A 26,137-nucleotide genomic window follows, 5' to 3' on the forward strand; every position below is an offset into this window, starting at 1 on the left:
GCCTGCACCATGATTTGATTTCTGCCGGAGAGCACCCCGTGAATGACGCGATCCCCCGCCCGCAGGCGAAAGTCCGTAAAGCGCTGACCCCGCTTCTTGAAATTCGTAACCTCACCAAATCTTTCGATGGCCAGCATGCCGTGGACGACGTCAATTTGACGATCTACAAAGGTGAAATTTTTGCCCTCCTGGGAGCATCAGGCTGCGGTAAGTCGACCCTGCTGCGTATGCTGGCCGGTTTTGAACAGCCCACTGCCGGGCAGATTGTGCTGGATGGCGTGGATCTCTCCAGCGTGCCGCCGTATCAGCGCCCGATTAACATGATGTTCCAGTCCTACGCGCTGTTTCCGCACATGACGGTGGAGCAGAACATCGCCTTTGGTCTGAAGCAGGACAAACTGCCGAAAGCCGAAATTACCGCGCGTGTGGCCGAGATGCTGAGCCTGGTTCACATGCAGGAGTTCGCGAAGCGTAAACCGCACCAGCTCTCTGGCGGTCAGCGTCAGCGTGTCGCCCTGTCCCGCAGTCTGGCAAAACGTCCTAAACTGTTGCTGCTCGACGAGCCGATGGGGGCGCTGGATAAAAAACTGCGCGACCGTATGCAGCTCGAAGTGGTGGATATCCTCGAACGTGTGGGTGTGACCTGCGTGATGGTGACCCACGACCAGGAAGAGGCAATGACCATGGCCGGGCGTATCGCCATCATGAACCGTGGGAAGTTCGTGCAGATTGGCGAACCGGAAGAGATTTATGAGCACCCGACTACCCGCTACAGCGCGGAGTTCATTGGCTCGGTCAACGTCTTCGAAGGGCTGCTGAAAGACCGCCAGGAAGATGGACTGGTCATTGAATCACCGGGGCTGCAACACCCGCTTAAGGTCGATCCGGATAACTCGGTGGTGGATAACGTGCCGGTTTACGTCGCGCTGCGCCCGGAGAAAATCATGCTCTGTGAGGATCCCCCTGCCGATGGCTATAACTTTGCCGTCGGTGAAGTGGTGCATATTGCCTACCTGGGCGATCTTTCCATCTACCATGTGCGTCTGAAAAGCGGACAGATGCTCAGCGCTCAGTTGCAGAACGAACATCGCTATCGCAAGGGGCAGCCGACCTGGGGTGACGAAGTGCGCCTGTGCTGGGATGCTGACAGTTGCGTTGTGCTGACGGTATAAGGAGCGGCCCATGAGTACACTAGAACCTCCAGCCCGCGCAGAAAAAACGGGTGGTTTTGCGAACTGGCTGGCGCGTATGCAGATGAACCACGGTCGCAAGCTGGTGATCGCCATGCCATACGTGTGGCTGATCCTGCTGTTCCTGCTGCCGTTCCTGATTGTTTTCAAGATAAGCCTCGCAGAAATGGCGCGGGCGATCCCGCCTTATACCAACCTGCTGGACTGGGCCGACGGGCAGCTCACGCTGACGCTTAATCTCGGCAACTTCCTGCAGCTGACGGACGATCCGCTCTATTTCGAAGCGTATTTACAGTCGTTACAGGTGGCGGCGATTTCGACGATCTGCTGTCTGGTGATGGGCTACCCGCTGGCCTGGGCCGTGGCGCACAGTAAGCCGTCGACGCGTAACATTTTGCTGTTGCTGGTGATCCTGCCGTCGTGGACCTCGTTCCTGATCCGCGTTTACGCCTGGATGGGGATCCTGAAAAACAACGGTGTACTGAATAACTTCCTGATGTGGCTCGGAGTTATCGATCAGCCGCTGACGATCCTGCACACCAACCTCGCGGTCTACATCGGCATTGTTTACGCCTATCTGCCGTTTATGGTGCTGCCGATTTATACGGCGCTGACGCGTATTGATTACTCGCTGGTGGAAGCGTCGCTCGATCTCGGCGCGCGCCCGTTGAAGACCTTCTTCAGTGTGATCGTCCCGCTGACCAAAGGCGGGATTATTGCCGGGTCGATGCTGGTCTTTATTCCGGCGGTGGGGGAGTTTGTGATCCCGGAACTGCTCGGCGGGCCGGACAGCATCATGATTGGTCGTGTGCTGTGGCAAGAGTTCTTTAATAACCGCGACTGGCCGGTGGCGTCTGCGGTGGCAATAGTGATGTTACTCCTGCTGATCGTGCCGATCATGTGGTTCCACAAGCATCAGCAGAAACAGATGGGAGACCACGGATGAACAACTTACCGGTAGTGCGCTCCCCGTGGCGAATTGCGATCCTGGTGATTGGCTTTACCTTCCTGTATGCGCCAATGCTGATGCTGGTGATCTACTCCTTCAACAGCTCCAAACTGGTGACGGTCTGGGCTGGCTGGTCGACGCGCTGGTACAGCGAGTTGTTCCACGATGATGCGATGATGAGCGCGGTGGGGCTGAGCCTGACGATTGCTGCGCTGGCCGCAACCATGGCGTCGGTGCTGGGGACCATCGCTGCACTGGTGATGGTGCGCTTCGGGCGTTTTCGCGGTTCGAACGGCTTTGCTTTTATGATCACCGCCCCGCTGGTTATGCCGGACGTGATCACCGGTCTGGCGTTGCTGCTGCTGTTCGTGGCGCTGGCGCATGCCATCGGCTGGCCGGCTGATCGCGGGATGCTCACCATCTGGCTGGCGCACGTCACTTTCTGTACCGCATACGTGGCGGTGGTGATCTCCTCGCGTCTGCGCGAGCTGGATCGCTCCATTGAAGAGGCGGCGATGGATCTTGGTGCGACGCCGCTGAAGGTCTTTTTCATCATCACCCTGCCGATGATTATGCCAGCGGTGATCTCGGGCTGGCTGCTGGCGTTTACCCTGTCGCTCGACGATCTGGTTATCGCCAGCTTTGTTTCTGGCCCGGGGGCGACGACGCTGCCGATGCTGGTCTTCTCCAGCGTGCGCATGGGGGTGAACCCGGAAATCAACGCCCTGGCCTCGATTATTCTTGGCGTGGTCGGAATTGTCGGATTTATCGCCTGGTATTTGATGGCGCGCGCGGAAAAACAGCGTGTGCGTGATATCCAGCGTGCAAGACGCGGCTGAAGGATTTAAAATTTCCAGTGATGTGCCGCGTACGACGCGGCACTGTTTTTCAGGGAAGTAAAACATTGGGATTATTAAAGAAATCACGTCTTACGCACGCTCGTCCAAACGTTCCTGCGCTGGTTCAGGTGGCGGCGCTCGCCATTATTATGATCCGCTGCCTGGATGTGCTGATGATTCTGAACACCCTGGGCGCGCGCGGCATTGGTGAATTTATTCACCGCAGCGTGCAGACGTGGAATCTGACGCTGGTCTTTCTGAGCAGCCTGGTGCTGGTGTTTATCGAGATCTACTGCGCCTTTTCGCTGGTGAAAGGACGCAACTGGGCGCGCTGGGTCTATCTGCTGACGCAAATTACCGCCGCCAGCTATCTGTGGGCCGCCTCGCTGGGCTATGGCTACCCGGAGCTGTTCAGCATTGCCGGTGAATCCAAACGCGAAATCCTGCGCGCGCTGTTTATGCAAAAACTGCCGGACATACTGGTTCTGTTCCTGCTGTTTATTCCGGCTTCCAGTCGGCGGTTCTTCCGCCTGCAATAATGTGTATAATCGCAGCCCTCGTGATTTTTAAGGTTTTCATATGCAGTGCGCACTCTATGACGCCGGTCGCTGCCGCTCCTGTCAGTGGATAGAACAGCCGGTCTCTCAACAACTCACCGCCAAAATGGCCGACCTGCAACAGCTGCTGGCAGCACACGCGGTGGACGAGTGGTGCGCACCCGTCAGCGGCCCGGAGCAGGGCTTTCGCAACAAAGCCAAAATGGTGGTCAGCGGCAGCGTAGAAAAACCGCTGTTGGGGATGCTGCACCGCGACGGCACGCCGGAAGATTTAACTGACTGCCCGCTTTACCCCGCCTCATTTGAGCCCGTCTTTGCGGCACTCAAACCGTTTATTGCGCGGGCCGGGTTAACGCCTTACAACGTCGCCCGCAAGCGCGGCGAGCTGAAATACCTTCTGCTGACGGAAAGCCAGATTGACGGCGGCATGATGCTGCGTTTCGTGCTGCGTTCCGAAACCAAGCTGGAACAGCTTCGCGCGGCGCTGCCGTGGTTGCAGGAACAGCTTGTGCAGCTCAAGGTCATTACGGCAAATATTCAGCCGGTGCATATGGCGATCATGGAAGGGGAAAAAGAGGTCTTCTTCACCGAACAGCACGCGCTGGCGGAGAATTTCAACGGTGTGCCGCTGTGGATCCGCCCGCAAAGCTTCTTCCAGACCAACCCGACTGTCGCCAGTGCGCTGTACGCCACCGCGCGCGACTGGGTTCGGGCGTTAAACATCCATCATATGTGGGATCTGTTCTGCGGCGTGGGGGGATTTGGTCTGCACTGCGCCACGCCTGAGATGCAGCTTACCGGGATTGAGATCTCTGCTGAGGCGATTGCCTGCGCCAGACAGTCCGCCGCTGAGCTGGGGTTAACGAATCTGCACTTCCAGGCGCTGGACTCTACGCAGTTCGCGACCGGGCAGGGTAATGTGCCAGAGCTGGTACTGGTAAACCCGCCGCGCCGTGGCATCGGACAAGCGCTATGCGATTACCTGAGCCAGATGGCACCGGATTACATCGTCTATTCAAGCTGCAACGCGCAGACGATGGCGAAAGATATTGCGCATTTGCCGGGTTACCGCATTGAGCGCGTTCAGCTTTTCGATATGTTCCCGCACACTGCGCACTATGAAGTGTTGACGCTACTCGTTAAGCAATAAGTGAAGCAGCCGGAGGGCGGGTGCCTCCGGCTGCGATGAGACTTACTGGCTCATGGCGTCTTTTTTACCCATCTCATCCTTTTTCATGTTGTCCATTTTGCCCATTTTGTCTTTCCCCATGTGATCCTTCTTCATGGCGTCCTTGCACATGTCGCCCTTACACATTTTATCGTGTGGCTGGGACATGTTGTCTTTTGCCATCGTCTCTTTGCTCATGGAGTCTGCCGCCTGCACGTTTGCCATAAACAGAGCCGAAAGCACGGTTGCCGCAATGATCATTTTTTTCATGGTATTTCCTCGTCGTTTACGTTGTTGTATTAACTGCCACCAAACCAGTTGTAACCCTGGTCTTCCCAGTAGCCGCCAGGGAAGCGATTGGTGATTTCAATGACCTGAATATGCTTCGGGTTTTTGTATCCCAGCTTGGTCGGAATTCGGAGCTTCATGGGATAACCGTACTCAGGAGGGAGGATTTGGTTATCCCAGGTCAGGGCGAGCAGCGTTTGCGGGTGCAACGCGGTCGCCATATCAATGCTGGTGTAGTAATCATCCGCGCAGCGGAAGCTGATGTATTTGGCGCGGGTGTCGGCACCGATCGCCTGCAGAAAATGGCGGAAGGGGATTCCACCCCAACGGCCAATGGCGCTCCATCCTTCCACGCAAATATGGCGCGTGATCTGGTTTACCTGCTGCATACGATACAACTCAGGCAGGGACCAGCTGCGGGTGTCTCGCACCAGGCCGCGAATGGCGAGTTGATAATCCCGGCCGTCGACCTGCGGAATTTGGTCGCGATCGTAAAAGGCGTTAAACGGGAAAGGGCGGGTGATGTCGCTTTCGGTATATTCAGGTGCCAGATGACGGTCGCTGAACAGGAAACCCTGGACACGATCGTTAAAGCGCGACATTCGTGAAAGTGCAGTTTCAACACTGGCGTTGTCGCTCAGGTCACAGCCTGTAAGCAGCATAATCCCGCCTAACGTCAGCCCCTGTTTAAGAAAGTGACGTCGCCGTGCGTTTACGGATTTTTCGGCGTCCTTGACCAGATATTCCGCGTCGCGGGAAGAGAGAAAGGTTGGTTTTTTCATGAGATACCCTTAGCGACCGCGCAGCATTGCCAGTAATGTTTTAGGAACGAGCAGCACCATAAGCAGGTGGATCACGACAAACGCGACAATGAAGGACATACAAAAGAAGTGGATGTAACGTGCGGTGTCATAGCCTCCCAACAGTTCACGTAAAAGCGGAAACTGAACGGATTTCCAGATAACCAGCCCGGAAAGCACAAGCATTACGCCGGTTAATATGGCCAGCAAGTAGGCCAGTTTTTGCACCATGTTGTAGTGGTTGAGATCGGCATGCTGCAGTTTTCCCCGCAGGGCCAGCGCCATATCCTTGAGCAACCCCTTAACAGACAAAGGGAAAAAGGTGCGTGCAAAGCGCCCGGTGACAATACCTAACGTGCAGTAGATCAGGCCGTTAATACCTAAAACCCACATCATGGCGAAGTGCCACTGCAGCGCGCCGCCCAGCCAGCCTCCCAGCGTGAAAGAGGACGGAAAAGTGAATGGGAACAACGGCGAGGCGTTATAAATTCGCCATCCGCTGAATACCATGCCAGCCATGGCGAGGGCATTAATCCAGTGACACACCCTGACCCAAAGGGGATGAATAACAGCTGTTGGCAGAGACATGGTGACCTCGTTATTCCATTGCGTGGTCAAATCCTAAGATAAATTCGGTCACCACATCCTCACGGAAGTTTAAATAAAATGTGATAACTCCGGCGGGCGTTATTAGGTAAGCTCAACTGTAATGAAACGGCGTGGATGTGGGTCATGAGTAACGCAAAGAAAATATTGCTGGTGGAGGACGATAGCGATATCGCCGCCTTCCTGAGCCTGAACTTAAAAGATGAAGGTTTTGAGATTGTGCACGAAGCCGATGGCGAACGTGCGCTGCTCCAACTGGAAAAACAGCACTGGGATGCGGTCATTCTCGATCTGATGCTGCCTGGCGTGGACGGGCTGGAGATCTGTCGCCGTATCCGCCAGATGACCCGCTATCTGCCCGTCATTATCATCAGCGCTCGCACCAGCGAGACGCACCGGGTACTGGGTCTTGAGATGGGGGCTGACGATTATCTGCCTAAACCGTTCTCCGTTCTGGAGCTGATTGCTCGCGTCAAGGCGCTCTTTCGACGTCAGGAAGCGATGGGGCAAAATCTTCGTCTGGAGGCGGGTATTATTCGCTGTCACGGCATGGAAATTGACCCCCTGGCACGAGAGGTTCGCCTGCGGGGGGAAACCATTGACTTGACCCCGCGTGAGTTTGATTTGCTCTACTGGTTTGCCCGTCATCCGGGCGAGGTGTTCTCCCGTTTATCGTTGCTGGATCATGTCTGGGGCTACCAGCATGAAGGGTACGAGCACACGGTAAATACGCACATTAACCGTCTGCGCGTCAAAATTGAAAAAGATGCCGCAGAGCCAGATATCATCCTGACGGTGTGGGGGAAAGGGTACAAATTTGCCGTCGAAAAAGCGGAGCCCCACGCATGATAAGCCACTTAACCTTAAGCCAGCGCCTGTCACTTCTTTTTAGCGCCACGCTTGTTTTATGCATGTTTGTGGCATGTGGCGTGCAGCTTTATAGCAGTAAGCAGTACGGCGATGCCATGGTGCAACGTCTGTCAGCGGGGTTGGCGCAGCAGATAGTTAACAGTGAACCGCTTCTTGATAACCAGGGTAAAGCAAACACTGAGAATCTCAAATCGCTGTTCGATCGTCTGATGACGCTTAATCCCAGCGTTGAACTCTATGTGGTGTCGCCTCAGGGACATATTGTGGCAGACGCGGCCCCGGTCGGGCACATGAAGCGTCAAACGATCGATCTTACCCCGTTAAACAACTATTTATCCGGGGCTGCTTTCCCTGTGTATGGCGATGATCCACGAAGTCTGGATCAACGTAAGGTGTTCAGCGTGGCGCCGATCCTCCTGAACGGCAATCTGCACTCCTACTTGTATATTATTCTCCAGGGCGAAGACCTGAATGCACTGGCGAACACCGCGTGGCACAAGGCCCTGACCGACGCTATCGTAGGATCGCTTTTACTGGCATTACTCTTTGGCTCGCTGGCCTGGTGGTTGGTCAAAAAATGGGTTACCCGTCCAGTGGAACAGTTAACCAGCGAGGTAAATGACCTTGAGCAGGACAGCATCAGCGCCATAAAAAGTCTGGCCGCCCGGCCGGTCAATCTGGCTCCTGAAAACGAAGTTGAACTGCTTCGTAACACGTTTATCGAGTTATCGCGCAAGATTGCTTCACAATGGGATCAGCTGGCTGACGGTGACCGTCAGCGCAGGGAGTTTATCGCCAATATCTCTCACGATCTTCGCACGCCGCTGACTTCGCTGCTGGGGTATCTCGAAACCCTCTCGCTTAAGTCCGCCACGTTGAGTGCCGAGGAGCAGAATCAATACCTGGCTATCGCACTGCGTCAGGGGCAGAAAGTGCGCCATCTCTCGCAACAGCTGTTTGAACTGGCGCGCCTTGAGCATGGGGGGATTAAACCGCAGCGCGAACGTTTTGCCATGGCTGAATTGATTTCAGATGTGGCGCAAAAATTCGAGCTGACCACACAGACAAGGCAGTTGCGAATGCATATAGACGTCCCTGGCCCGCTGCCGCTGGTGTATGCCGATGTGTCGATGATTGAGCGGGTGGTCACGAATTTGCTGGATAACGCCGTTCGCCATACCCCGGCAGGAGGCGAGATTTTGCTTAAGGTCTGGCAGGAGAATGGGCTTCTGCAGGTTGAGGTGGCGGACAGTGGCTCAGGTATCGAGCGTGCATTGCGTGACGATCTGTTTCAGCGTCCTTCTGCGTTAAACCCGCAGGCATCGCGGGAGAATCGCGGCGGATTAGGCTTGCTGATTGTGAAGCGAATGCTGGAGCTGCATGGGGGAGGGATCAGGCTGATGGATTCGGTGAGCGGGGCACGTTTCCGGTTCTTTGTGCCGTTGTAAGAAATTGCCGGGTAAGGCGAAACCATCACCCGGCAAAAATACTTACTGCGGGAACCACTGATCGCTGATTTTCTGATAGGTGCCGTCCGCTTTAATTGCTTTCAGGGCGCCGTTCAGTTTTTCCAGCAACGCTTTGTTATCCGGACGTACTGCAATGCCCAGACCGGTACCGAAGTACTGTGGATCGGTCACTTTCTCGGTTGCGGTACCCAGCTGCGGGTTAGTTTTCAGCCACTCGTTCACCACGGCAGTGTCACCAAACACGCCATCAATACGGCCATTTTTCAGGTCGATAATCGCGTTCTGGTAGCTGTCGTAGGCCACGGTTTTCACTTCAGGATGTTTGTCCTGCAGGTATTTCTGGTGCGTGGTGCCGTTTTCCATCCCAATGCGTTTGCCTTTCAGTTCGTCAAAGGATTTATAAGCACCTTTCTTCGCAATCACCACCGCCGAGTTGGCGTAGTACGGGTCGGTGAACGCGACCTGCTTGCTGCGTTCAGGCGTGATGTCCATCCCGGAGATCACCGCGTCGTATTTTTTGAACTTCAGCGACGGGATCAGGCTGTCAAAAGCATGGTTAGTAAAGGTGCAGTCGGCCTGCATTTGTTTGCACAGCGCTTTTGCCAGATCGATATCGAAACCGACGATCTGGTTACTGGCATCCAGCGATTCAAACGGCGGATAGGTGGCGGACACGCCGAAATTGATTTTATCCGCAGCGGATGCGCCAGCGGCGAAGGTGGCGAGTAATGCGGCCAGAACTAACTTTTTCATTGTAATGCTCCCGTCTGTCTTATTTATGCGCCGTGTCTGCGGCCTGGATGTACAATGCCAGTTAATGAATTTGTATGCAATAAAAATGATTAAATATTATGTCTGTTGTAAAAAAAAGCGGATAACCCATCAGGTTACCCGCTCCATGAATACCGTTTTATGCATTCGCGTGGTTAATTTCTGCGCTCAAATGCCAGCGCTTTACGCTCAATCAGACGCATCATCAGCGTCAACAGACCGTTAACCACCAGATACACCACGCCTGCGGCACCAAATACCATCACGTCATAGGTGCGTCCGTACAACAACTGTCCGTGACCCATCACTTCCATCAGGGTGATGGTGTAGGCCAGAGAGGTACTCTTGAACACCAGCACCACTTCGTTGGAGTACGAGGAGAGCGCGCGCTTAAAGGCGTACGGCAGCAAAATCGCCAGCGTGTCTTTCTTGCTCATGCCCAGCGCCCCGCACGACTGCCATTGCCCTTCAGGAATAGCGCGGATAGCCCCGTAGAACAGTTGGGTGGTGTAGGCAGCACTGTTCAGCGAAAGAGCAATCAGGGCACACAGCCACGGCTCAGAGAGCAGGTGCCAGATAACCGGGTAGTTCTGCAGCGACGGGAACTGGCCGGGCCCGTAGTAAATCAGGAAGATCTGCACCAGCAGCGGCGTACCGGTAAACAGGGTGATGTAGCCGCGCACAATCCACACCAGCACCGGCGTTTTTAGCGTCAGGATGATGGTGAAGATAAGGGCCAGGATCAGCGCCACGATGATGGACGCCACGGTCAGCGTCAGGCTGGTGTGCAGCCCTTTCATCAACTCGGGAAAATATTCAAGCATCAGCCTGGTCTCCGTTCAAAGCGCGTCGCACGCAGGTCAATACGCTTGAGGATGTACTGACTGAGCAACGTAATCACCAGGTAGATAGCTGCCGCCACAATGTACCAGGTAAACGGCTCCTGAGTACGGGTGGCGATGCTTTTGGTTTGCAGCATCAAATCATTTACGCTAATCAAGCTCACCAGAGCGGTATCTTTCAGCAGCACCAGCCACTGGTTACCGAGCCCCGGCAGGGCATGACGCCACATTTGCGGCATCACCAGACGGAAGAAGATGGCTGACTTCGACAAGCCTAACGCCTGACCGGATTCCCATTGCCCCTGCGGTACCGCTTTCAGCGCACCGCGCAGCGTTTGCGACGCGTAGGCGGAGTAGAGCAGAGAGAGGGCAACGACACCGCACAGGAACGGGCTAACGTCAAAATTCTCAATTTGCATCTGCACCGGGATCTGCACAACGCCAAGATTAATGGTGAAGCCGTCCGACAGCATTAACAGCAGCTGTGAGGAACCGAAATAGATAAATAGGACCACCAGAATTTCCGGTAGTCCACGCAGCACAGTGACCAGCGCGGAGCCTGCCCAGGCGACGGGGAACCATTTTGCTGATTCCCACACCGCGAAGAACATCGCCAGCACAAGGCCGATAATCAGTGCGCAAACGGCAAGGCCGACGGTCATCCCGGCGGCACTTGCTAAAGGAAAAATTTCATTCATCAGGAATTACTTCTGGAACCATTTTTTGTAGATGGTTTCGTAGGTGCCGTCTTTCTTCACTTTTTCCAGCGCAGCGTTAAATTTCTGCTGCAGCTCAGTGTTGCCCTGACGAACGGCAATCCCCAGACCGGTGCCGAAGTAATCCTTATCGGTCACTTTGTCGCCCACTGGTGCCAGCTTGTCGTTGGCTTTCAGCCACTCGGTCACCACAGCGGTATCACCAAAGACGCCATCAATACGACCATTTTGCAGGTCCAGCTTCGCGTTCTGGTAGCTGTCATACGGAACAGTGGTGATTTCCGGATGTTTATCCATGATGAATTTCTGGTGCGTGGTGCCGTTCTGTACACCGACTTTCTTGCCTTTCAGCTGATCAACAGAGGTGAATTTCCCTTTCTGACCAATGAACAGGGCGGAGTTGTCGTAGTAAGGGGTGGTAAACAGCACCTGTTTTTCGCGCTCAGGGGTGATGTCCATTCCGGCCATCACAGCGTCGATACGGCGGAACTTCAGGCTTGGGATCAGGCTATCGAACGCCTGGTTGCTGAAGGTACAGGTTGCGTCGATCTCTTTACACAGAGCGTTCGCCAGATCCACATCGAAGCCCACAATCTTGTTGCTGGCATCCATGGACTCAAACGGAGGGTAGGACGCTTCCGTGGCGAAACGAATGGTCTGGGCTGCGGTAGCGGAAAGGGTAACGCCAGCAAGCAGCACGGCAAGTAATACTTTTTTCATTATATTTCCCCTGACACAATCAATGAGATAAATAGTTTTTGAAGGCATCGGTTTGCGGGTTGGAGAAGCAGCTCGCATCACCTTGCTCGACGATATAACCGTTTTCCATGTACACCACGCGGCTGGCGGTTTTGCGCGCCACTTCCACTTCGTGGGTTACGATGACCTGAGTGATATTGGTTTCCGCCAGCTCACGAATGATGCTGACGATCTGGGCGGTGATTTCCGGGTCCAGCGCCGCCGTCGGCTCATCAAACAGCAGTACCGCAGGCTCCATCATCAGCGCACGAGCAATCGCCACACGCTGTTGTTGCCCACCAGAAAGGTGCAGCGGATAGCGGTCGCTGTAAGGCTTAAGACGCAGACGCTCCAGCAGTTTTTCGGCACGCGCAATCGCCTGATCTTTGCTTAACCCCAGCACACGGCACGGGGCTTCAATCAGGTTTTGCAGCACGGTCAGATGCGGCCAGAGATTGTATTGCTGGAAGACCATGCCGACGTTTTGACGCAGCTCGCGAATCGCTTTATCTGACGGGGTCTTCGCGAAATCAAAATGGTTACCGGCGATTGCCAGCGTACCTGAACGTGGCATTTCAAGCAGATTAAGGACACGCAGAAGGGAGCTTTTACCTGCACCGCTTGGGCCAAGCAAAACCAGCGTTTCGCCTTCCGGGCAGTTCAGCGTGATGTCAAACAGCGCCTGGTGTGCGCCGTAGAAGCAGTTAATGCCGTTTAGTTTAATACTCATCGGGGCAGTCTTTACTCATCCAGGCAATCTATAGCAATTGAGGCCGCAGATAGTACCGTTGACAGAATAGTTATGCAATATTTCTGCGTTAAAAGTTAAATATAACCCGTATTTCCTCTTAAACATAGCACAAAATAGCGAACGGCAAGGTCGGCGAGTATAAATGTCGGCATTCCGAATGAAATGCCGCACATTTTTCGGGGGTTACAATTTTGTATCGGATGGTTTAACGGTTTTCAATCGACTGACGCAGCGTGCCTGCCGGGGCATGAACGCTGCCGCCGACGTAGCGTACGTCGTCCACCGCCCAGCATTGACCCTCACGGATCATCAGCACTTCATCCTGCCAGGTCTGAGTACCCTGAGTCAGCTTCACGCGCAGCGGAATGTTTCGCGCATCCGTGTTCGGAATAGTTGACGCGCTGGCCACTTCGGCGCTGTCAGGCAGCGTGGCGCGGCTGGAGAACGGATCGGATTTCAACAGCGCGTTGTGCTGCGGATCGCGGGTGGCGTCGTTCAGCAATTTTGCCAGCCCATCGCTCAGATACGGGCGCAGGCCGGTGAGATCGTTGCTGCGGTGCTGAATGCGATAATCATAGAACTGCTGCGCCACGGTGTCCGGGCCGCCATCAATACAGGGGCCGCTGCGGGTACCGATATCCTTAAAGGCTGGCGTGACCGTGGTGGTACAGGCGCTGAGCACCAGCGCGCAGGGCACGAAAAGTGTTAAAGCAGAATAGCGCATGTTGATTTCCTTATTTATTAACTATCCTTTCAATCATAGCGTAACGAACCGATAATGCTGTGCCTAAGGCATTGAACGCTAAAGAAGGAGATAAAATATGCAGTTTTCAACAACGCCAACCCTGGAAGGGCAGACCATTACCGAGTACTGCGGTGTGGTCACCGGTGAAGCGATTCTCGGTGCCAACATCTTCCGTGACTTTTTTGCCGGCATCCGCGATATCGTGGGTGGACGCTCTGGCGCATACGAAAAAGAGCTGCGCAAAGCGCGCGAGATCGCCTTTAAAGAGCTCGGCGAGCAGGCGGAAGCGCTCGGCGCGGATGCGGTCGTGGGGATTGATATCGACTACGAAACGGTCGGGAAAGATGCCAGCATGCTGATGGTGAGCGTAAGCGGTACGGCGGTGAAAACTCTTCGATGACGCGTTCGCTTACGGCGCTCCTGCTGGCGCTGTTGCTGGCAGGGTGCACCGCTGAAAAAGGGATTATTGATAAAGGTGCCTACGAGCTGGATACCCGGCATCAGGCGCAGGCGGCTTACCCGCGCATCAAGGTGCTGGTGATCCACTACACCGCGGATGATTTTGACAGCTCGCTCGCCACGCTAACGGATAAAAACGTCAGCTCTCACTATTTGATCCCTGCAAAGCCACCGGCACCGAAAGGAAAACCGCGCATCTGGCAACTGGTGCCCGAGAGCGAGCTGGCCTGGCATGCAGGCATTAGCTTCTGGCGGGGTACTAACCGTATCAATGATACATCTGTCGGCATTGAGCTGGAAAACCGTGGCTGGCAAAAGAGGTCTGGCGTTAAGCACTTTACTCCTTTTGAACCTGCGCAGATCGCGGCGCTGGTGCCGCTCGCCAAAGACATTATTGCCCGCTACAACATCAGACCTGAAAATGTCGTGGCCCATTCGGATATCGCGCCGCAGCGTAAAGATGACCCCGGTCCGTTGTTTCCGTGGCGGCAACTGGCCCAGCAAGGCATCGGCGCATGGCCCGATCCCGCACGTGTTGCGTTCTATATGAACGGGCGTCCGCGCTATCAGCAGGTGGATACTCCCGCGTTACTCGATCTCCTTGCGCGTTATGGCTATGAAGTACCGGCAGACAGTACGCCGGCGCAGCAAAAACGCATCATCATGGTCTTCCAGATGCATTTCCGGCCCGATCTGTGGAACGGTGTCGCGGATATCGAAACGATGGCCATTGCAGAAGCACTTTTAGAGACATACGGGCAGGGATAATCCTTCGGATTGCCCCCGAATGCGCCTGTTTATGCTGAATTGCTTGAGATTAATCTTAAGTACAAACTCAATTCATTTTTAGTTAATTGACTTAAAATTATCCGGATTTAAGATAGACACATAGCTTGCTAAGTAATGCAGCAAATAAATATAACGTACTCGTCCTTTATTTTCTCCTTGAGAATATCATCAGGAAAATATTAAAAGGTTAAGGTTTTATACCTTAGTCTTGCTTTTTAAATTTCACATCTTAAATCGGGTATAATAATGTTAAGCATCTATGCGAAAAAATTACGTCCGCAGCATGAAATGGAAACCATTATCTCTGCAACGTCAGGTTTTGAAGAAAGAACCTTAAAGAAATGGCAAAAAATATCGACCTCTGATTCACAGTATATTCATATTATCGTCAGCGGCGAAGTTGAGTTCCGCCGTGAATCCGACGAGCTGTGTATGTTCACTGTGACGGGCCAGTGCATTTTTGGTCTCTCTGCCATGTACTACAACGCAACGCACATGTATGGCCTCGTTCGTGCCAATACCGTGGTGCGATCAATTAAAAAAGAGGTTTTCGCCCAGCTAATGACTGAAAACAACTTATGGCCGGAACTGACTAAAGTCCTCTCCTGGTACATTTGTATGCTGAGCAAGCGAGACGATGTGTTGGTTGCCCGCAGTGCCTATTCAGTCGTACGCGAATTCCTGTACGAAATTAATGAACTGATTATTCATCATCAACGTGATATTAATGTTTATGATTATATTCAGGAGTACACCAATCTGGCGCGTAGTACCATCATTAAAATTCTCTCCGACCTGAAAAAAGGTCAGTATATTGTCGTGGAAAAGGGGCGTCTCCTTAATATGGCAACATTGCCTGAGAAATATTAATTATTCCAGCCGATCGCCTTTCTGACTCAAAGGCGATCGGGTGTCTGCTTTATGTAATACACCAGACTGTGAATTCTCGTGCGTTTCGTCAACTGGCGGCGCGGGAATTTTTCCGTGCGAGTAATCCTGTTCTTGTTCTTTTAATGCCTGCTTAAACAACTCGGTTAACGATGAATTATTTGTGTCTGTGCTGGCGGGCGAAACATCGTGAGCTTCAGTTCCGGGTAACGTATCCCGCGACGTATCGTGCGGTTCCGTACCCTGAGGAGCCTGCTGCCAGTCGGCATCATCGCTGTTAATGGGAAGATCCTGCATGGCAGGAATATCATGGTGTACTGGCGCAGGTTTCGGCTCCGGATGCGGGAACGGCTTACTCACATACACATAGTGCATATCTGAAATCTGCGTCTCGGGTTTTACGACGCTGACTTTTTTTGCCAGTTCCGGTGCGGGATGACGCAGGTTCCAGTAGGTATGCGTGTACAGTCCCGCCATCAGCATGGCACACAGACTCACCATCCATACGACGGTGTTGGTGAATATTGTTCTCAGGTGGGGGAAACGATACGAAAACCACACCGCCTCCCCGGTTGTGTAGCTGCGCTGAGCCGCAAGACAGATGGTAGACATCAGGAACGCCCCTCCTGCGTTTGAGTGGTCTGAATCAATACGCTCGGCGTGGTATTGGTTACGCGCATCAACTGCATCAACGTCTCTTCCCCGGGAATACCATCCACATGCAGATGCATTTTTTGCTGGAACTCGCGGGTGCGTTTCATCATTTCCGTCGTCCAGGTTTGAGAGTGGGTTTCCGGTTGGGCAAGGGCCTGGCTCAACTGCTGGTCAAGCCAGGTCATATCTTTACTGTCGCTGGCGGCGCCGATCGCGTCTTTACCTTCCGGCGTCAGGCTGTGCAGTTGGGTGTAGTTTCCGGTCGCGTGTTGGTTAAACCAGTTGCGGCTCACCTGCCAGGTGCGGTTGTTCATCAGCAGGTCGATTGAGGTCTCTCCGACGCGGGCGACCACGGCATAATTGAGGTGGTTACCCGTTTTCAGTTCACTGATCCACGGATAGCCCTCCTGTGCCAGCGCCTCCGGTGAGGCATTTCCCTGTTTACACATCAGGTTCACCTTCGCGGCGTTTTGACACAGAGCATCGTCCGCCGAGGCGTCATAACCCCACATCAGGTAGAGCTGATGCATGGCATCTGACGGGGTGATCATTTCGTTATCGATAACCGGCACAACAGGCGCCTGAACTTTTGGCGTCTGATGCCGCCAGCTTACCGGAACCGGCAGCTGAATCGGAAGGCGTGCCGTCATCGCTGAGCTGAAATACCAGCCGCAGGCAGCGAACAGCACAGACGCGAATAATCCCACGGTAGCCAGGTACTTACCGCATTTTTTCCCGGGCAGGATCTCTCCCGCGGCCAGGCGTAAATGACGTGGGCTGACCTGGCTTGCACGCTCGGTCCAGGCGGCAAGCATCGCGAGGTGCGCCAGTTCATTCAGCTTGCTGATATTCCCTTTGGTCAGGGCATGCATTTTACGCACGCGGGCCGGAGTTAACGGTGAGTTCTCGCATCCCTGTTCGTCACACTGCGCCTGCACGTAGTTGAGATATTCCCGGCAGGTGAGTGAGCGCAACGTGTGATGGGTATGCGTATATTCCCGCAACACAGATTGCTGCATCAGGACAGCTTCCTGAGCTGTTGCGCCCATCAGCACGATGGAAAGAGCAAACTCCAGCTCCTGGGCGCGCGTGAGCAACAGAGCCAGCACCTCCCGGCAGGTGTCTTTCATGGCTTCGGTGTGGGCGATCACCAGCACTTTCGACCTGGTTTTACCGCCTTGCCACTGGTGCAACACCGCATCCACCGCCTGAATCCTGTTCTTGTTCTCTTTCGTTCCCGGGTTGAGCTTATACAGCAGGCTACTGGCACTCAGTTTTGGGAACGCGTTGATGGCAAGAACATTAGGGTTAGCAGATTTCAGGGCATCGCTGAACTGGCCCAGCAGCGGGAGATCGTCAGAAAAGAGCCCCGTAATTCCCGCCAGCTGGGTTTTCTCTTTCAGCAGGTTGAAAACGTCCTGATGATAAGGCACCAGAAAATCCCCGGATAAACGAGTGATCTTCCGAAAGGGCGGATTTTTAAAATTAAAGTGGCTCTGATACATAACGACTTACCGTCTCTGATTGAATAGCAACAGGACGAGAAAGTAAAGCAACGCCACCGAGGGGGCAATTTATACACAGGGTAAAAATATCCTGCTGTCGATACCTAACATCTGAATTTTATACGGTCAATATGTTTTTTCATGAAAGTTAGCGGCAAAGCCAGTGGTCGTATTTATCGCGAGGTATTACGCTTTCCACACATATTAGTGCAGCGTGATGCTGCTTATTTTCGCTTTGCTAAAGGCCAGATGAAAAATGAGGTTCTCATATCTGTCTCGGTGGATAACGCCTTGCATTATGTTTGTGCTGTTAATTTTTTGCGGCCAGCAAGGGTATCGGACGTTTAAAGATTATAAAAAAGTGACGAATAAGTTGGTTAATTCTGATGTGCAGCCAGCGAAAAATCCTCGTGAAGAAAAGACATTCACACTTTTCGCCGCTGCTGTACGTCAGGATAACTTACCTGCGGCAGTCAAAGCCCCTCTGGCTGCGGAAATTGAAGGCATCGTACGCAGTGATGATACCTGGCTTTCCTTCGCCGTCATCAAAACACCCGGTGGTCAAAAGAGTTACCGCGAAGGTGAGCCACTGGCGGGATTTGACGATGCCTATATTCAGGAAATTAACAAAGATAATGTGGTGGTTAATTACGAAGGTGCTACGCAGGTACTGGCTTTAAATAAACCTGATTATTTTAAGGGCGGCGTTGACAACGGCCTGGTAACCCAATCGAAGAAAGATGCAGGTGCGGACAATGTGCATCTGGATGATTATCTGGTGTTAAAACCAATAATCGAAAATGGGCAACTGGAAGGCTATAACATTAATCCAAAGGATGCTTCCACCTTCTACAGCCATTCAGGGTTGAAAAAAGGGGATGTGGCAGTAGAAGTGAACTCAGTCGATATGACCGATCAAGCAAAGGCAAAAAGTATTATTGCCAGCTGGTCGAAAATAAAAGAAGCGGAGGTCGTCGTCAGACGTCACGCTCACCTTGAAAATATTCGGGTTAATGTTTTAAACAATTAACAAGTGTACAGACATGAAGAAATTTCCCTGGGCGTGCGTGGCGCTGACCGCATTGTCGTTATATTCGAGTTCGCTGCTTGCAGCCAACTTTAGCGCGAGCTTTAAAAATACCGATATCCGCGAGTTTATTGATACGGTTGGCCGCAATCTTAACAAAACCATTCTCGTCGACCCGTCCGTTCAGGGCACGGTGTCGGTCAGAACCTACAACGTATTGACGGAAGATGAGTATTACCAGTTCTTCCTGAGCGTGCTGGATTTGTACGGGCTGTCGGTGATCCCGATGGACAACGGCATGGTCAAAGTGGTGCGTTCAAGCGTAGCCCGCACCGCCGGCGCGCCGCTGGCAGACAGCAACAATCCGGGCAAAGGCGATGAGATCATCACTCGCGTCGTGCGCATGGAAAATGTGCCAGTACGTGAACTGGCTCCGCTGCTGCGTCAGCTCAACGATGCCACCGGCATCGGGAACGTGGTGCACTTCGAGCCCTCCAACGTGCTGCTGTTAACCGGGAAAGCCTCGGTGGTGAACCGCCTGGTGGATCTGGTTCAGCGCGTGGATAAAGACGGGGTTCAGCGTCGTGAGATCGTGCCGCTGCGCTTTGCGTCCGCGAAGGCGCTCTCAGACATGTTGAACAACCTCAACAACGAAGAGCAGAAAGGGCAAAACGCGCCGCAGCTGGCCACCAAAGTGGTGGCGGATGACGAAACGAATAGTCTGGTGATCAGCGGTTCGGAAGATGCGCGGATGCGTACCCGTTCCCTTATTCATCAGCTGGATCGCGAGCAGAACAACGAGGGGAACACCCGCGTCTTCTATCTCAAGTATGCCAGCGCCACGAAAGTGGTTCCGGTACTTACCGGTATCGGCGAGCAGCTGAAAGACAAAGCGGGCGCACCAAAGGCGAAAGCCGCGACTGCAGCCAGCGATCTGAATATTACCGCCGATGAGGCAACCAACTCGCTGGTGATCACCGCGCAGCCTAACGTGATGAACTCCCTGGAGAAGGTGATCGACAAGCTCGACATCCGCCGTCCGCAGGTGCTGGTGGAAGCGATCATTGCTGAGGTGCAGGACGGTAACGGACTGGATCTCGGCGTGCAGTGGACCAGTAAGCACGGCGGCGTGCAGTTCGGCTCCACCGGGCTGCCCATCAGCCAGGTGAAAAATGGCGTGATGAAAGGGGCGAGCTTCACCGGCCTGGCGACAGGCTTCTTTAACGGTGATTTCGGGGCCCTGATGACCGCGCTTTCCACCGATGGCAAAAATGACATTCTTTCGACCCCAAGCGTGGTCACGCTGGATAACAAAGAAGCGTCGTTCAACGTGGGTCAGGATGTGCCGGTGCTTTCCGGTTCGCAGACCACCAGCGGCGACAACGTCTTTAACTCCGTTGAGCGTAAGACGGTCGGTACCAAGCTGAAAATTGTGCCGCAAATCAACGACGGCGACATGATCCACCTGAAGATTGAGCAGGAAGTGTCCAGCGTCGACAACAGTGCGACGGAAGACGCCAGCCTCGGCCCAACCTTCAACACCCGTACCATCAACAACGAAGTGATGGTGCACAGTGGGCAGACGGTGGTGCTTGGCGGTCTGATGGAAAACGTCACCAAACAGTCGGTTTCCAAAGTGCCGCTGCTCGGCGATATCCCGCTGGTCGGTCAGCTGTTCCGTTACACCTCGCAGGATACGTCCAAACGCAACCTGATGGTCTTCATCCATACCACCGTCCTGCGTGACGACGATAACTACAGCGCTGCATCGAAAGAGAAGTATGACCAAATCCGCGCTCGCCAGCAGCAGCGCGTGGAGGAGAAAAAGCTCGGTATCGTTGAGCCAACCGATAATGCGGTGTTGCCTGCATTGCCCTCTGCCTCCCGCAACCCGCTTAAAGAGTAAGGGAGGCATAACGTGGACGAGCTGGGGAAAACTCTGTGTAGCAGCAGCTACGCGAAAGATAATGGCGTTTTATTTTACAACAATGCTGTCTATATCCGTGCTGACACCCCGGCGTTTGCCCTGCTGGAGGTGCACCGGGTGCTGGGGCGCGCGTTCGTTCCGGTAACCCTGACGTCTGACGCTTTCGATGAGATGCTGGCCAAAATCTGGCAGCAGAGCAGCGGCGTATCTCAGCAGCTGGTGGACGATATGGATGCAGATATCGATCTGATGGCGTTAACCGAGGAGATCCCGGATAACGAAGATCTGCTCGATAACGACGAAAACTCCCCGGTGATCCGCCTGATCAACGCCATTCTCGGCGAGGCGGTCAAGGACGGCGCGTCGGATATTCATATCGAAACCTTTGAGCGCACGCTGAGCATTCGCTTCCGCGTCGACGGTGTACTGCGCCCGGTGTTGCAGCCCGCGCGTAAACTCGCGCCGCTGCTGGTGTCGCGCATCAAGGTCATGTCAAAACTCGACATCGCCGAGAAGCGCCTGCCGCAGGATGGTCGTATCTCTTTACGTATTGGCCGTAAGGCGATCGACGTGCGCGTGTCGACCATTCCATCCCAGTACGGCGAGCGCGTAGTGATGCGTCTGCTCGATAAAAGCAATCTCAAGCCCGACATCAACAAGCTGGGGCTGATTGATGAAGAGCTGGAGAAGTTAAAGGGGCTGATTGACCGCCCGTACGGCATTATCCTGGTCACCGGGCCAACGGGTTCCGGTAAAAGTACCACCCTGTACGCCATTCTGTCGGCGCTGAACGGCCATGAACGCAATATTCTGACCGTTGAGGATCCGATTGAATACGAGCTGGAAGGGGTGGGACAGACGCAGGTTAACCCGCGTGTGGACATGACCTTTGCCCGCGGCCTGCGCGCGATTTTGCGTCAGGACCCGGACGTGGTGATGATTGGGGAAATTCGTGATGGTGAGACTGCGCAAATTGCGGTGCAGGCGTCGCTGACCGGTCACCTGGTCATGTCTACGCTGCACACCAACAGTGCCGCAGGGGCGATTACCCGTCTGCGGGATATGGGGCTGGAGTCCTTCTTAATCGGGTCATCGTTACTCGGTGTCATTGCCCAGCGTCTGGTGCGCCGGTTGTGCTCTCACTGCCGAACCACCAGTCCGCTGGATGACAATGAAAAGGCGCTGTTCAGCTTTATGGCGACGCCACCCAAAACGATCTATCGCGCGGTAGGGTGTGAACACTGTCGCCAGAGCGGCTATCAGGGCCGGGCCGGTATTCATGAATTCCTGGTGGTGGACAGCGCTATGCGACGCGCCATTCATGAAGATAAAGACGAGATGTCCATCGAAACGCAGCTCTTTAAGCAGGCCTACAGCCTGCGTGAAAACGGCCTGTTGAAAGTCATCGGCGGCGTAACGTCTCTTGAAGAGGTGATGCGGGTGACCGCCGAGCGTGGAGGGGACGCGTAATGGCCTTCTACGCCTGGACGGCAACGGATGTCGCGGGCAAAACCGTGCGTGGCGCGCTGCAGGCCGAAGGGCAAAAGCAGGTTCGCCAGATGTTGCGCGAGCAAAAGCTGATGCCCGTCAGCATCACCGAGACCCGGGAAGCAGCGTCAACCGGAAAAGCGAAAACGGGGACAAAGCTCTCCACCCCGGTGCTGTCGATGTTTACCCGCCAGCTCTCCACGCTGGTCAACGCCGCGCTGCCGCTGGAGAGCGCGCTGAAAGCGATCTCGAAGCAGACGGAAGACAAAAAGCTGGCGGCGATGGTGGTGGAGATCCGCGATAAGGTGGTGGAAGGGCACACGCTCTTCGATGCCTTCAGCCAGTTTCCGCGCACCTTCGACAAACTCTACTGCACGCTGGTGATGGCCGGAGAAAAAACCGGCCACCTCGGCGATGTGCTGGAGAAGCTGGCCGAGTACAACGAGCAGCGTCAGAAGATGAAAAGCAAGCTGACGCAGGCGATGGTCTACCCCATCACCCTGACGGTGGTGGCCATCGCGGTCATCAGCATTCTGCTGGTGGCGGTGGTGCCGCAGGTGATCGAGCAGTTTACCCACATGAAACAGCAGCTGCCGATCACCACCCGGACGCTGATTGCGGTGAGTGATTTCCTGCAGGCCTACGGCATCTACATTGTCGGCGTGCTGGGCGGTGGATTCGTCGGCTTTAAGGCCTGGCTCCGAAATGCCAAAAACCGTTTCACGTGGAACCGCTGGCTGGTTAACGGATCGCCAGTTAAAAAGCTGGTGTGCGCCATTAACAGCGCCCGTTATATCCGTACCCTGAGCATTCTTCAGGCCAGCAGCGTGCCGTTACTGGAAGGGATGTACATCGCGATGGACGGCATTGAAAACCTCTATGCCCGTCAGGTGCTGGAGCAGGCAGCAGATACCGTGCGCCAGGGGGCGTCGCTGTATGCCGCGCTGGAACAGGCGAAATTATTCCCGCCGACCATGCTGTATATGATTGCCTCCGGCGAAGAGAGCGGCGAATTAGGCAATTTAATGGATCGCGCGGCGGAAAACCAGGAATCGGCATTACAGCATCGAATTACGTTAACGCTGTCGGTATTTGAACCGGCGCTGGTGGTATCCATGGCAACGATTGTTTTATTCATCGTGCTGTCAATATTACAACCGCTTCTGCAACTTAATAATATGGTAGGTTAAAACATGGCTATGAAAAGAAAACACCTGGCACGCCAGGCGGGGTTTACTTTGCTCGAATTAATGGTGGTTATTGTTATTCTCGGCGTGTTAGCGAGTATGGTAGTGCCAAACTTAATGGGAAATAAAGAAAAGGCCGATACCCAAAAAGCGACCAGCGATATTGTCGCGCTCGAAGGCTCCCTGGATATGTATAAGCTGGATAACCACCGTTATCCGACAACGGAACAGGGTTTGCAGGCGCTGGTGACTAAACCTGAAATCGCCCCCATCCCGAACGGCTACCGTGCTGACGGCTATATTCGTCGCCTGCCGCAGGACCCATGGGGCGGAGAGTATATTCTGGTGAGCCCGGGCGAACACGGTGCGGTCGATGTCTTCTCGGCAGGGCCTGATGGTGAAGCCAATACCGCCGATGATATTACGAACTGGTCTCTGGATAAGAAAGAGAAATAATGAAAAATCAACGCGGCTTTACGTTGCTGGAAATTATTCTGGCGCTGGTGATATTTGCCAGTTGCGCCATGATGGTGGTGTCAACAATACCTTCGCGCAGCGGTGCGGATATATTTGGCCAGCAATTAAAAGCCCTCGTTGATTATGGTTCAGACCGTGCGGTGATGGACGGAAATATCGTCGGGCTGGTGCTAACCACGGATAACTATCAGCTGGTGACGCTCGATGATAAAAACGGCGAGCGGCACTGGGTACCGTTATCCGCAGGTCGTATTACCACCAAAGGCGATTTCCCTGAGGAGATGCACGTTTCGCTCTCGCCGCAGCGCCTTGCCGCCACGGTCGCCTCCGAGCCGCAGGTGCTCTTTTTGCCGGATGGTGAAATCAGCCGCTTCACGCTGACGCTGCAAAGCGACGACAAACAGCACCATTTTCGCGTGGTGTCGCAAGGTGCGGCCCCGGTATCGGTAGAAAACGATGACTAAAGGCAACGCTAAGCAAAAGGGCATGACGCTGCTGGAGGTGATGGTCGCGCTGGTCATCTTCTCGACTGCCGCACTGGCGCTGATGAACTCGGTCTCCCTGAACGTGCGTTTCACCCATGGTCTGGCCGACACATTGCAGGCGAGCTGGGTTGCCGAGAACCAGCTGGCGGAAGCGCAGCTCGCGAAAACCGACTTCCCGGATGCTGAGCAGCAGGGAACGGAAATCATGGGCGGACGCAGCTGGAACTGGCGCAAGCAGCGGGTCAAAACCGCCGACAACAGCTGGGCTAACGCCATCCGCGTGTATGCGGAAGGCGACGACAGCCAGCCGGTAATCTCACTGCAAATCATTGGGCCGGGAGAGAGCAAGTGAAGAAAACCCGACGCCAGCGCGGATTTACCCTGCTGGAGATCATGATTGCGCTGACCATCTTTGCGGTGATCAGCACCCTGGCCTGGCAAATTCTGGACGGCGCGATGCGTACCAGCTCGGCCACCGATGCCAGCGCGGCGAAGCTCAATCAGCTTCAGCGGGCCTGGAACCTGATGGAGCGTGATTTCTACCAGCTTCAGGCGCGCGCCCCGCGTAACGAGCCGGATCGGTTTCGTCAGGTTGGTGATGTGCTTGAACTGACCACCCTGAACGGCGTGAGCGGAACGGTACAACTGGAGCGCGTGCGCTGGCGGCTGGAAGAGGGGCGCCTGTATCGCGACGTCTGGCCGGTGATTGACGGCCCGGCGGACGCCAAACCCGACGAGGTGCCGATTGTCAGCGAGGTGAAATCCCTGCAGTGGCGTTTTTACCATCAGGGCTGGCTGAAAAGCTGGAGCGACCCGGCGCATCTGCCGGACGGCGTAGAACTGACGCTGACCATGGAAAACGGTGATACCTGGCGCTGGGTGTTTACGACCCCGGGCGATCTGCCGGAAGCTGCGTCGCCAGCGGCACCGGAAGCAACATCATGAGTGTATTACGCAAACAGAAAGGGGTGGCCCTGCTGGTGGTGTTGATCCTGCTGGTCATGATGTCGGCGCTGGCCGCTAAAATCAGCCAGCAATTTTGCCGCAACCTGCAAAAAACGCATTACCAGGTGAGCCAGCAGCAGCTGCGCTGGGCGATGCAGGCGCAGGAGAAGGTGGTGAAAGACCGGCTGCAAGCCGATGCTAGCGGCGAGAGTAAAGCCCTCACGCTTGAGGGCGACTGGCATCAACCGCTGGAAACACGCGGGGAAGACTATACGGTCGTCAGCCAGATAGAAGACGCGCAGGACTGTTTTAACGTTAATAACCTGCTGGCCGCTGAGAAAATTGCGCAAGGGCAAAATGTGCCTGTCACACCGGAAAAATCGCGTAAAGAGCAGATTGTTGAACAGCTTCTGACAGAGAGTGGCCTGAGCCACAACACGGCAGAAGAGGTGTATCAACAGCTGGTGGACTATCTCGATGGCGATACGACGACGGCCAAAGAGGGTAGCGAGACCGATGCCTGGGCTGGCGTGGTGCCCGCCCGACAACCGGCGAACCAGATGATGCGCACGATTGCGGAGATCACGCTGCTGCCGGCATTTCCGGCAACGGCATACCCGAAGGTGAACAAGCTGTTATGCGCATTACCAGACTCCGCCAGCAAGGTGGATGTGAACACGCTGAAACCGGCGCAGGCGGCCTTACTGGCCGCAATGTTCCCCGGAAAAATAACCGAAGATGACGCCCTGCGCCTGATTGAATCGCGCCCTGAAACTGGCTGGGAAAATATGGAAGCGTTCAGCAAAGCGCTGGAACGGGCCTTCCCACAGCTAAAAGACGATCTCCCGCAGGTGGCTGAGTTCTTCTCAACCAATAGCCGGTATTTCCGCGTCAATTATACCGGCAATACTGATGAATTAACGCTTCGCGTGGTGAGCCAGCTTCAGGTCAACAGTGAGGCTGGCGAGATCGTGACGTGGCAACGTCGTTACCGAATGATTGAATAA

The 26,137-nt window shown here is 54.5% G+C and carries 30 protein-coding genes; 19 read left to right on the plus strand and 11 right to left on the minus strand.

Features of this window, described 5'->3' with window-relative positions:
* Positions 1 to 38: 38 nt before the first annotated feature.
* The 5 genes from potG to rlmC are packed head-to-tail and all read left to right on the plus strand — an operon-like array spanning position 39 to position 4,685.
* The gene (potG, locus tag AAHF05_RS06915; protein WP_129323626.1) at positions 39 to 1,172 is read left to right on the plus strand and encodes a putrescine ABC transporter ATP-binding subunit PotG; all 1,134 of its coding nucleotides are present in this window, start codon (positions 39 to 41) and stop codon (positions 1,170 to 1,172) included.
* A 10-nt stretch (positions 1,173 to 1,182) separates the two neighbouring features.
* Complete coding sequence (gene potH / locus AAHF05_RS06920) at positions 1,183 to 2,136, plus strand: putrescine ABC transporter permease PotH (protein WP_028019309.1); 954 nt, start codon at positions 1,183 to 1,185, stop codon at positions 2,134 to 2,136.
* Positions 2,133 to 2,978 carry a putrescine ABC transporter permease PotI gene (potI, locus tag AAHF05_RS06925; protein ID WP_023310934.1) on the plus strand — a complete coding sequence of 282 codons (846 nt, stop codon included), beginning with the start codon at positions 2,133 to 2,135 and terminating at the stop codon, positions 2,976 to 2,978. Before potH ends, potI begins: the two co-directional genes overlap by 4 nt.
* 20 nt (positions 2,979 to 2,998) lie before the next feature.
* Complete coding sequence (locus AAHF05_RS06930) at positions 2,999 to 3,517, plus strand: YbjO family protein (RefSeq protein WP_129323625.1); 519 nt, start codon at positions 2,999 to 3,001, stop codon at positions 3,515 to 3,517.
* Positions 3,518 to 3,557: 40 nt separating this feature from the next.
* Positions 3,558 to 4,685 carry a 23S rRNA (uracil(747)-C(5))-methyltransferase RlmC gene (rlmC, locus tag AAHF05_RS06935; RefSeq protein WP_129323492.1) on the plus strand — a complete coding sequence of 376 codons (1,128 nt, stop codon included), beginning with the start codon at positions 3,558 to 3,560 and terminating at the stop codon, positions 4,683 to 4,685.
* Positions 4,686 to 4,727: 42 nt separating this feature from the next.
* On the opposite strand, the gene AAHF05_RS06940 is transcribed toward rlmC, so the two are convergent.
* Genes AAHF05_RS06940 through AAHF05_RS06950 form a run of 3 tightly spaced genes read right to left on the minus strand, consistent with a single transcriptional unit; the run spans position 4,728 to position 6,379 of the window.
* Entirely contained in the window at positions 4,728 to 4,973 is a 246-nt protein-coding gene (locus AAHF05_RS06940) for a pentapeptide MXKDX repeat protein (RefSeq protein WP_028019306.1), read from the minus strand.
* 29 nt (positions 4,974 to 5,002) lie between these two features.
* On the minus strand, positions 5,003 to 5,773 hold the full coding sequence (locus AAHF05_RS06945) for a molybdopterin-dependent oxidoreductase (protein ID WP_128347884.1): 771 nt from the start codon (positions 5,771 to 5,773) through the stop codon (positions 5,003 to 5,005).
* A 9-nt stretch (positions 5,774 to 5,782) separates the two neighbouring features.
* Positions 5,783 to 6,379: a cytochrome b/b6 domain-containing protein gene (locus AAHF05_RS06950; protein ID WP_049005434.1), complete on the minus strand. Its 597-nt coding sequence runs from the start codon at positions 6,377 to 6,379 to the stop codon at positions 5,783 to 5,785.
* Positions 6,380 to 6,523: 144 nt separating this feature from the next.
* On the opposite strand from AAHF05_RS06950, the gene AAHF05_RS06955 reads away from it, so the two are divergent.
* Together AAHF05_RS06955 and AAHF05_RS06960 are read left to right on the plus strand one after the other, a co-directional pair.
* On the plus strand, positions 6,524 to 7,246 hold the full coding sequence (locus AAHF05_RS06955; protein WP_028019303.1) for a response regulator transcription factor: 723 nt from the start codon (positions 6,524 to 6,526) through the stop codon (positions 7,244 to 7,246).
* Complete coding sequence (locus AAHF05_RS06960) at positions 7,243 to 8,715, plus strand: HAMP domain-containing sensor histidine kinase (RefSeq protein WP_129323491.1); 1,473 nt, start codon at positions 7,243 to 7,245, stop codon at positions 8,713 to 8,715. Before AAHF05_RS06955 ends, AAHF05_RS06960 begins: the two co-directional genes overlap by 4 nt.
* Before the next feature lie 42 nt (positions 8,716 to 8,757).
* Here AAHF05_RS06960 and artJ read toward each other — a convergent pair whose 3' ends face one another.
* From artJ to AAHF05_RS06990, 6 genes are all read right to left on the minus strand, one after another.
* Entirely contained in the window at positions 8,758 to 9,489 is a 732-nt protein-coding gene (gene artJ / locus AAHF05_RS06965; RefSeq protein WP_028019301.1) for an arginine ABC transporter substrate-binding protein ArtJ, read from the minus strand.
* Between the two features lie 173 nt (positions 9,490 to 9,662).
* Entirely contained in the window at positions 9,663 to 10,331 is a 669-nt protein-coding gene (gene artM, locus AAHF05_RS06970; protein WP_028019300.1) for an arginine ABC transporter permease ArtM, read from the minus strand.
* Positions 10,331 to 11,047, minus strand: coding sequence for an arginine ABC transporter permease ArtQ (gene artQ, locus AAHF05_RS06975; protein ID WP_129323489.1), 717 nt, complete (start codon positions 11,045 to 11,047; stop codon positions 10,331 to 10,333). The genes artM and artQ overlap by 1 nt, the downstream gene beginning before the upstream one ends.
* A 6-nt stretch (positions 11,048 to 11,053) precedes the next feature.
* Positions 11,054 to 11,785, minus strand: a complete 732-nt coding sequence (artI, locus tag AAHF05_RS06980) for an arginine ABC transporter substrate-binding protein ArtI (protein ID WP_028019298.1) — start codon at positions 11,783 to 11,785, stop codon at positions 11,054 to 11,056.
* Positions 11,786 to 11,804: 19 nt separating this feature from the next.
* The gene (gene artP, locus AAHF05_RS06985; RefSeq protein ID WP_028019297.1) at positions 11,805 to 12,533 is read right to left on the minus strand and encodes an arginine ABC transporter ATP-binding protein ArtP; all 729 of its coding nucleotides are present in this window, start codon (positions 12,531 to 12,533) and stop codon (positions 11,805 to 11,807) included.
* 226 nt (positions 12,534 to 12,759) lie between these two features.
* Positions 12,760 to 13,278, minus strand: a complete 519-nt coding sequence (locus tag AAHF05_RS06990) for a lipoprotein (RefSeq protein WP_028019296.1) — start codon at positions 13,276 to 13,278, stop codon at positions 12,760 to 12,762.
* A 97-nt stretch (positions 13,279 to 13,375) separates the two neighbouring features.
* Between AAHF05_RS06990 and AAHF05_RS06995 the strand changes: the two genes are divergently transcribed.
* The 3 genes from AAHF05_RS06995 to AAHF05_RS07005 all read left to right on the plus strand — a co-directional run bounded on the left by AAHF05_RS06995 (position 13,376) and on the right by AAHF05_RS07005 (position 15,417).
* Positions 13,376 to 13,699: a heavy metal-binding domain-containing protein gene (locus tag AAHF05_RS06995; RefSeq protein ID WP_023310944.1), complete on the plus strand. Its 324-nt coding sequence runs from the start codon at positions 13,376 to 13,378 to the stop codon at positions 13,697 to 13,699.
* On the plus strand, positions 13,696 to 14,526 hold the full coding sequence (locus AAHF05_RS07000) for an N-acetylmuramoyl-L-alanine amidase (RefSeq protein WP_129323488.1): 831 nt from the start codon (positions 13,696 to 13,698) through the stop codon (positions 14,524 to 14,526). The genes AAHF05_RS06995 and AAHF05_RS07000 overlap by 4 nt, the downstream gene beginning before the upstream one ends.
* 267 nt (positions 14,527 to 14,793) lie before the next feature.
* Positions 14,794 to 15,417 (plus strand): helix-turn-helix domain-containing protein, encoded by a 624-nt coding sequence (locus AAHF05_RS07005; protein WP_028019294.1) that lies wholly within the window; start codon positions 14,794 to 14,796, stop codon positions 15,415 to 15,417.
* On the opposite strand, the gene AAHF05_RS07010 is transcribed toward AAHF05_RS07005, so the two are convergent.
* Positions 15,418 to 16,047 (minus strand): hypothetical protein, encoded by a 630-nt coding sequence (locus tag AAHF05_RS07010; protein WP_129323487.1) that lies wholly within the window; start codon positions 16,045 to 16,047, stop codon positions 15,418 to 15,420.
* Positions 16,047 to 17,594 carry an ExeA family protein gene (locus AAHF05_RS07015; protein ID WP_129323486.1) on the minus strand — a complete coding sequence of 516 codons (1,548 nt, stop codon included), beginning with the start codon at positions 17,592 to 17,594 and terminating at the stop codon, positions 16,047 to 16,049. The genes AAHF05_RS07010 and AAHF05_RS07015 overlap by 1 nt, the downstream gene beginning before the upstream one ends.
* 298 nt (positions 17,595 to 17,892) lie before the next feature.
* Here AAHF05_RS07015 and gspC point away from each other — a divergent pair, with 298 nt between their 5' ends.
* Genes gspC through gspK form a run of 9 tightly spaced genes read left to right on the plus strand, consistent with a single transcriptional unit; the run spans position 17,893 to position 26,137 of the window.
* The gene (gene gspC, locus AAHF05_RS07020; protein WP_374936446.1) at positions 17,893 to 18,624 is read left to right on the plus strand and encodes a type II secretion system protein GspC; all 732 of its coding nucleotides are present in this window, start codon (positions 17,893 to 17,895) and stop codon (positions 18,622 to 18,624) included.
* A 13-nt stretch (positions 18,625 to 18,637) separates the two neighbouring features.
* On the plus strand, positions 18,638 to 20,527 hold the full coding sequence (gspD, locus tag AAHF05_RS07025) for a type II secretion system secretin GspD (protein WP_129323484.1): 1,890 nt from the start codon (positions 18,638 to 18,640) through the stop codon (positions 20,525 to 20,527).
* A gap of 12 nt (positions 20,528 to 20,539) precedes the next feature.
* The gene (gene gspE / locus AAHF05_RS07030) at positions 20,540 to 22,018 is read left to right on the plus strand and encodes a type II secretion system ATPase GspE (RefSeq protein ID WP_332613554.1); all 1,479 of its coding nucleotides are present in this window, start codon (positions 20,540 to 20,542) and stop codon (positions 22,016 to 22,018) included.
* Complete coding sequence (gene gspF / locus AAHF05_RS07035) at positions 22,018 to 23,226, plus strand: type II secretion system inner membrane protein GspF (protein ID WP_049005441.1); 1,209 nt, start codon at positions 22,018 to 22,020, stop codon at positions 23,224 to 23,226. Before gspE ends, gspF begins: the two co-directional genes overlap by 1 nt.
* Positions 23,227 to 23,229: 3 nt before the next feature.
* The gene (gene gspG, locus AAHF05_RS07040) at positions 23,230 to 23,679 is read left to right on the plus strand and encodes a type II secretion system major pseudopilin GspG (protein WP_028019287.1); all 450 of its coding nucleotides are present in this window, start codon (positions 23,230 to 23,232) and stop codon (positions 23,677 to 23,679) included.
* On the plus strand, positions 23,679 to 24,164 hold the full coding sequence (gene gspH, locus AAHF05_RS07045) for a type II secretion system minor pseudopilin GspH (RefSeq protein WP_129325264.1): 486 nt from the start codon (positions 23,679 to 23,681) through the stop codon (positions 24,162 to 24,164). Before gspG ends, gspH begins: the two co-directional genes overlap by 1 nt.
* A complete protein-coding gene (gene gspI / locus AAHF05_RS07050) occupies positions 24,157 to 24,537 on the plus strand; it encodes a type II secretion system minor pseudopilin GspI (protein ID WP_028019285.1) in 381 nt (126 codons plus the stop codon). The genes gspH and gspI overlap by 8 nt, the downstream gene beginning before the upstream one ends.
* Positions 24,534 to 25,130 (plus strand): type II secretion system protein GspJ, encoded by a 597-nt coding sequence (locus tag AAHF05_RS07055; RefSeq protein WP_129325266.1) that lies wholly within the window; start codon positions 24,534 to 24,536, stop codon positions 25,128 to 25,130. Before gspI ends, AAHF05_RS07055 begins: the two co-directional genes overlap by 4 nt.
* Positions 25,127 to 26,137 (plus strand): type II secretion system minor pseudopilin GspK, encoded by a 1,011-nt coding sequence (gene gspK, locus AAHF05_RS07060; RefSeq protein ID WP_129325268.1) that lies wholly within the window; start codon positions 25,127 to 25,129, stop codon positions 26,135 to 26,137. The genes AAHF05_RS07055 and gspK overlap by 4 nt, the downstream gene beginning before the upstream one ends.

This window comes from Enterobacter adelaidei, from assembly GCF_041937165.1.
Taxonomy (GTDB): Bacteria; Pseudomonadota; Gammaproteobacteria; order Enterobacterales; family Enterobacteriaceae; genus Enterobacter; species Enterobacter adelaidei.

Excerpts from the sequence above, each read along its gene's own strand:
- potH (WP_028019309.1), top strand. The coding sequence starts at position 1,183 with ATGAGTACACTAGAACCTCCAGCCCGCGCAGAAAAAACGGGTGGTTTT.
- potI (WP_023310934.1), top strand. The coding sequence starts at position 2,133 with ATGAACAACTTACCGGTAGTGCGCTCCCCGTGGCGAATTGCGATCCTG.
- AAHF05_RS06930 (WP_129323625.1), top strand. The coding sequence starts at position 2,999 with ATGTGCCGCGTACGACGCGGCACTGTTTTTCAGGGAAGTAAAACATTG.
- rlmC (WP_129323492.1), top strand. The coding sequence starts at position 3,558 with ATGCAGTGCGCACTCTATGACGCCGGTCGCTGCCGCTCCTGTCAGTGG.
- AAHF05_RS06940 (WP_028019306.1), bottom strand. The coding sequence starts at position 4,973 with ATGAAAAAAATGATCATTGCGGCAACCGTGCTTTCGGCTCTGTTTATG.
- AAHF05_RS06945 (WP_128347884.1), bottom strand. The coding sequence starts at position 5,773 with ATGAAAAAACCAACCTTTCTCTCTTCCCGCGACGCGGAATATCTGGTC.
- AAHF05_RS06950 (WP_049005434.1), bottom strand. The coding sequence starts at position 6,379 with ATGTCTCTGCCAACAGCTGTTATTCATCCCCTTTGGGTCAGGGTGTGT.
- AAHF05_RS06955 (WP_028019303.1), top strand. The coding sequence starts at position 6,524 with ATGAGTAACGCAAAGAAAATATTGCTGGTGGAGGACGATAGCGATATC.
- AAHF05_RS06960 (WP_129323491.1), top strand. The coding sequence starts at position 7,243 with ATGATAAGCCACTTAACCTTAAGCCAGCGCCTGTCACTTCTTTTTAGC.
- artJ (WP_028019301.1), bottom strand. The coding sequence starts at position 9,489 with ATGAAAAAGTTAGTTCTGGCCGCATTACTCGCCACCTTCGCCGCTGGC.
- artM (WP_028019300.1), bottom strand. The coding sequence starts at position 10,331 with ATGCTTGAATATTTTCCCGAGTTGATGAAAGGGCTGCACACCAGCCTG.
- artQ (WP_129323489.1), bottom strand. The coding sequence starts at position 11,047 with ATGAATGAAATTTTTCCTTTAGCAAGTGCCGCCGGGATGACCGTCGGC.
- artI (WP_028019298.1), bottom strand. The coding sequence starts at position 11,785 with ATGAAAAAAGTATTACTTGCCGTGCTGCTTGCTGGCGTTACCCTTTCC.
- artP (WP_028019297.1), bottom strand. The coding sequence starts at position 12,533 with ATGAGTATTAAACTAAACGGCATTAACTGCTTCTACGGCGCACACCAG.
- AAHF05_RS06990 (WP_028019296.1), bottom strand. The coding sequence starts at position 13,278 with ATGCGCTATTCTGCTTTAACACTTTTCGTGCCCTGCGCGCTGGTGCTC.
- AAHF05_RS06995 (WP_023310944.1), top strand. The coding sequence starts at position 13,376 with ATGCAGTTTTCAACAACGCCAACCCTGGAAGGGCAGACCATTACCGAG.
- AAHF05_RS07000 (WP_129323488.1), top strand. The coding sequence starts at position 13,696 with ATGACGCGTTCGCTTACGGCGCTCCTGCTGGCGCTGTTGCTGGCAGGG.
- AAHF05_RS07005 (WP_028019294.1), top strand. The coding sequence starts at position 14,794 with ATGTTAAGCATCTATGCGAAAAAATTACGTCCGCAGCATGAAATGGAA.
- AAHF05_RS07010 (WP_129323487.1), bottom strand. The coding sequence starts at position 16,047 with ATGTCTACCATCTGTCTTGCGGCTCAGCGCAGCTACACAACCGGGGAG.
- AAHF05_RS07015 (WP_129323486.1), bottom strand. The coding sequence starts at position 17,594 with ATGTATCAGAGCCACTTTAATTTTAAAAATCCGCCCTTTCGGAAGATC.
- gspC (WP_374936446.1), top strand. The coding sequence starts at position 17,893 with ATGTTTGTGCTGTTAATTTTTTGCGGCCAGCAAGGGTATCGGACGTTT.
- gspD (WP_129323484.1), top strand. The coding sequence starts at position 18,638 with ATGAAGAAATTTCCCTGGGCGTGCGTGGCGCTGACCGCATTGTCGTTA.
- gspF (WP_049005441.1), top strand. The coding sequence starts at position 22,018 with ATGGCCTTCTACGCCTGGACGGCAACGGATGTCGCGGGCAAAACCGTG.
- gspG (WP_028019287.1), top strand. The coding sequence starts at position 23,230 with ATGGCTATGAAAAGAAAACACCTGGCACGCCAGGCGGGGTTTACTTTG.
- gspH (WP_129325264.1), top strand. The coding sequence starts at position 23,679 with ATGAAAAATCAACGCGGCTTTACGTTGCTGGAAATTATTCTGGCGCTG.
- gspI (WP_028019285.1), top strand. The coding sequence starts at position 24,157 with ATGACTAAAGGCAACGCTAAGCAAAAGGGCATGACGCTGCTGGAGGTG.
- gspK (WP_129325268.1), top strand. The coding sequence starts at position 25,127 with ATGAGTGTATTACGCAAACAGAAAGGGGTGGCCCTGCTGGTGGTGTTG.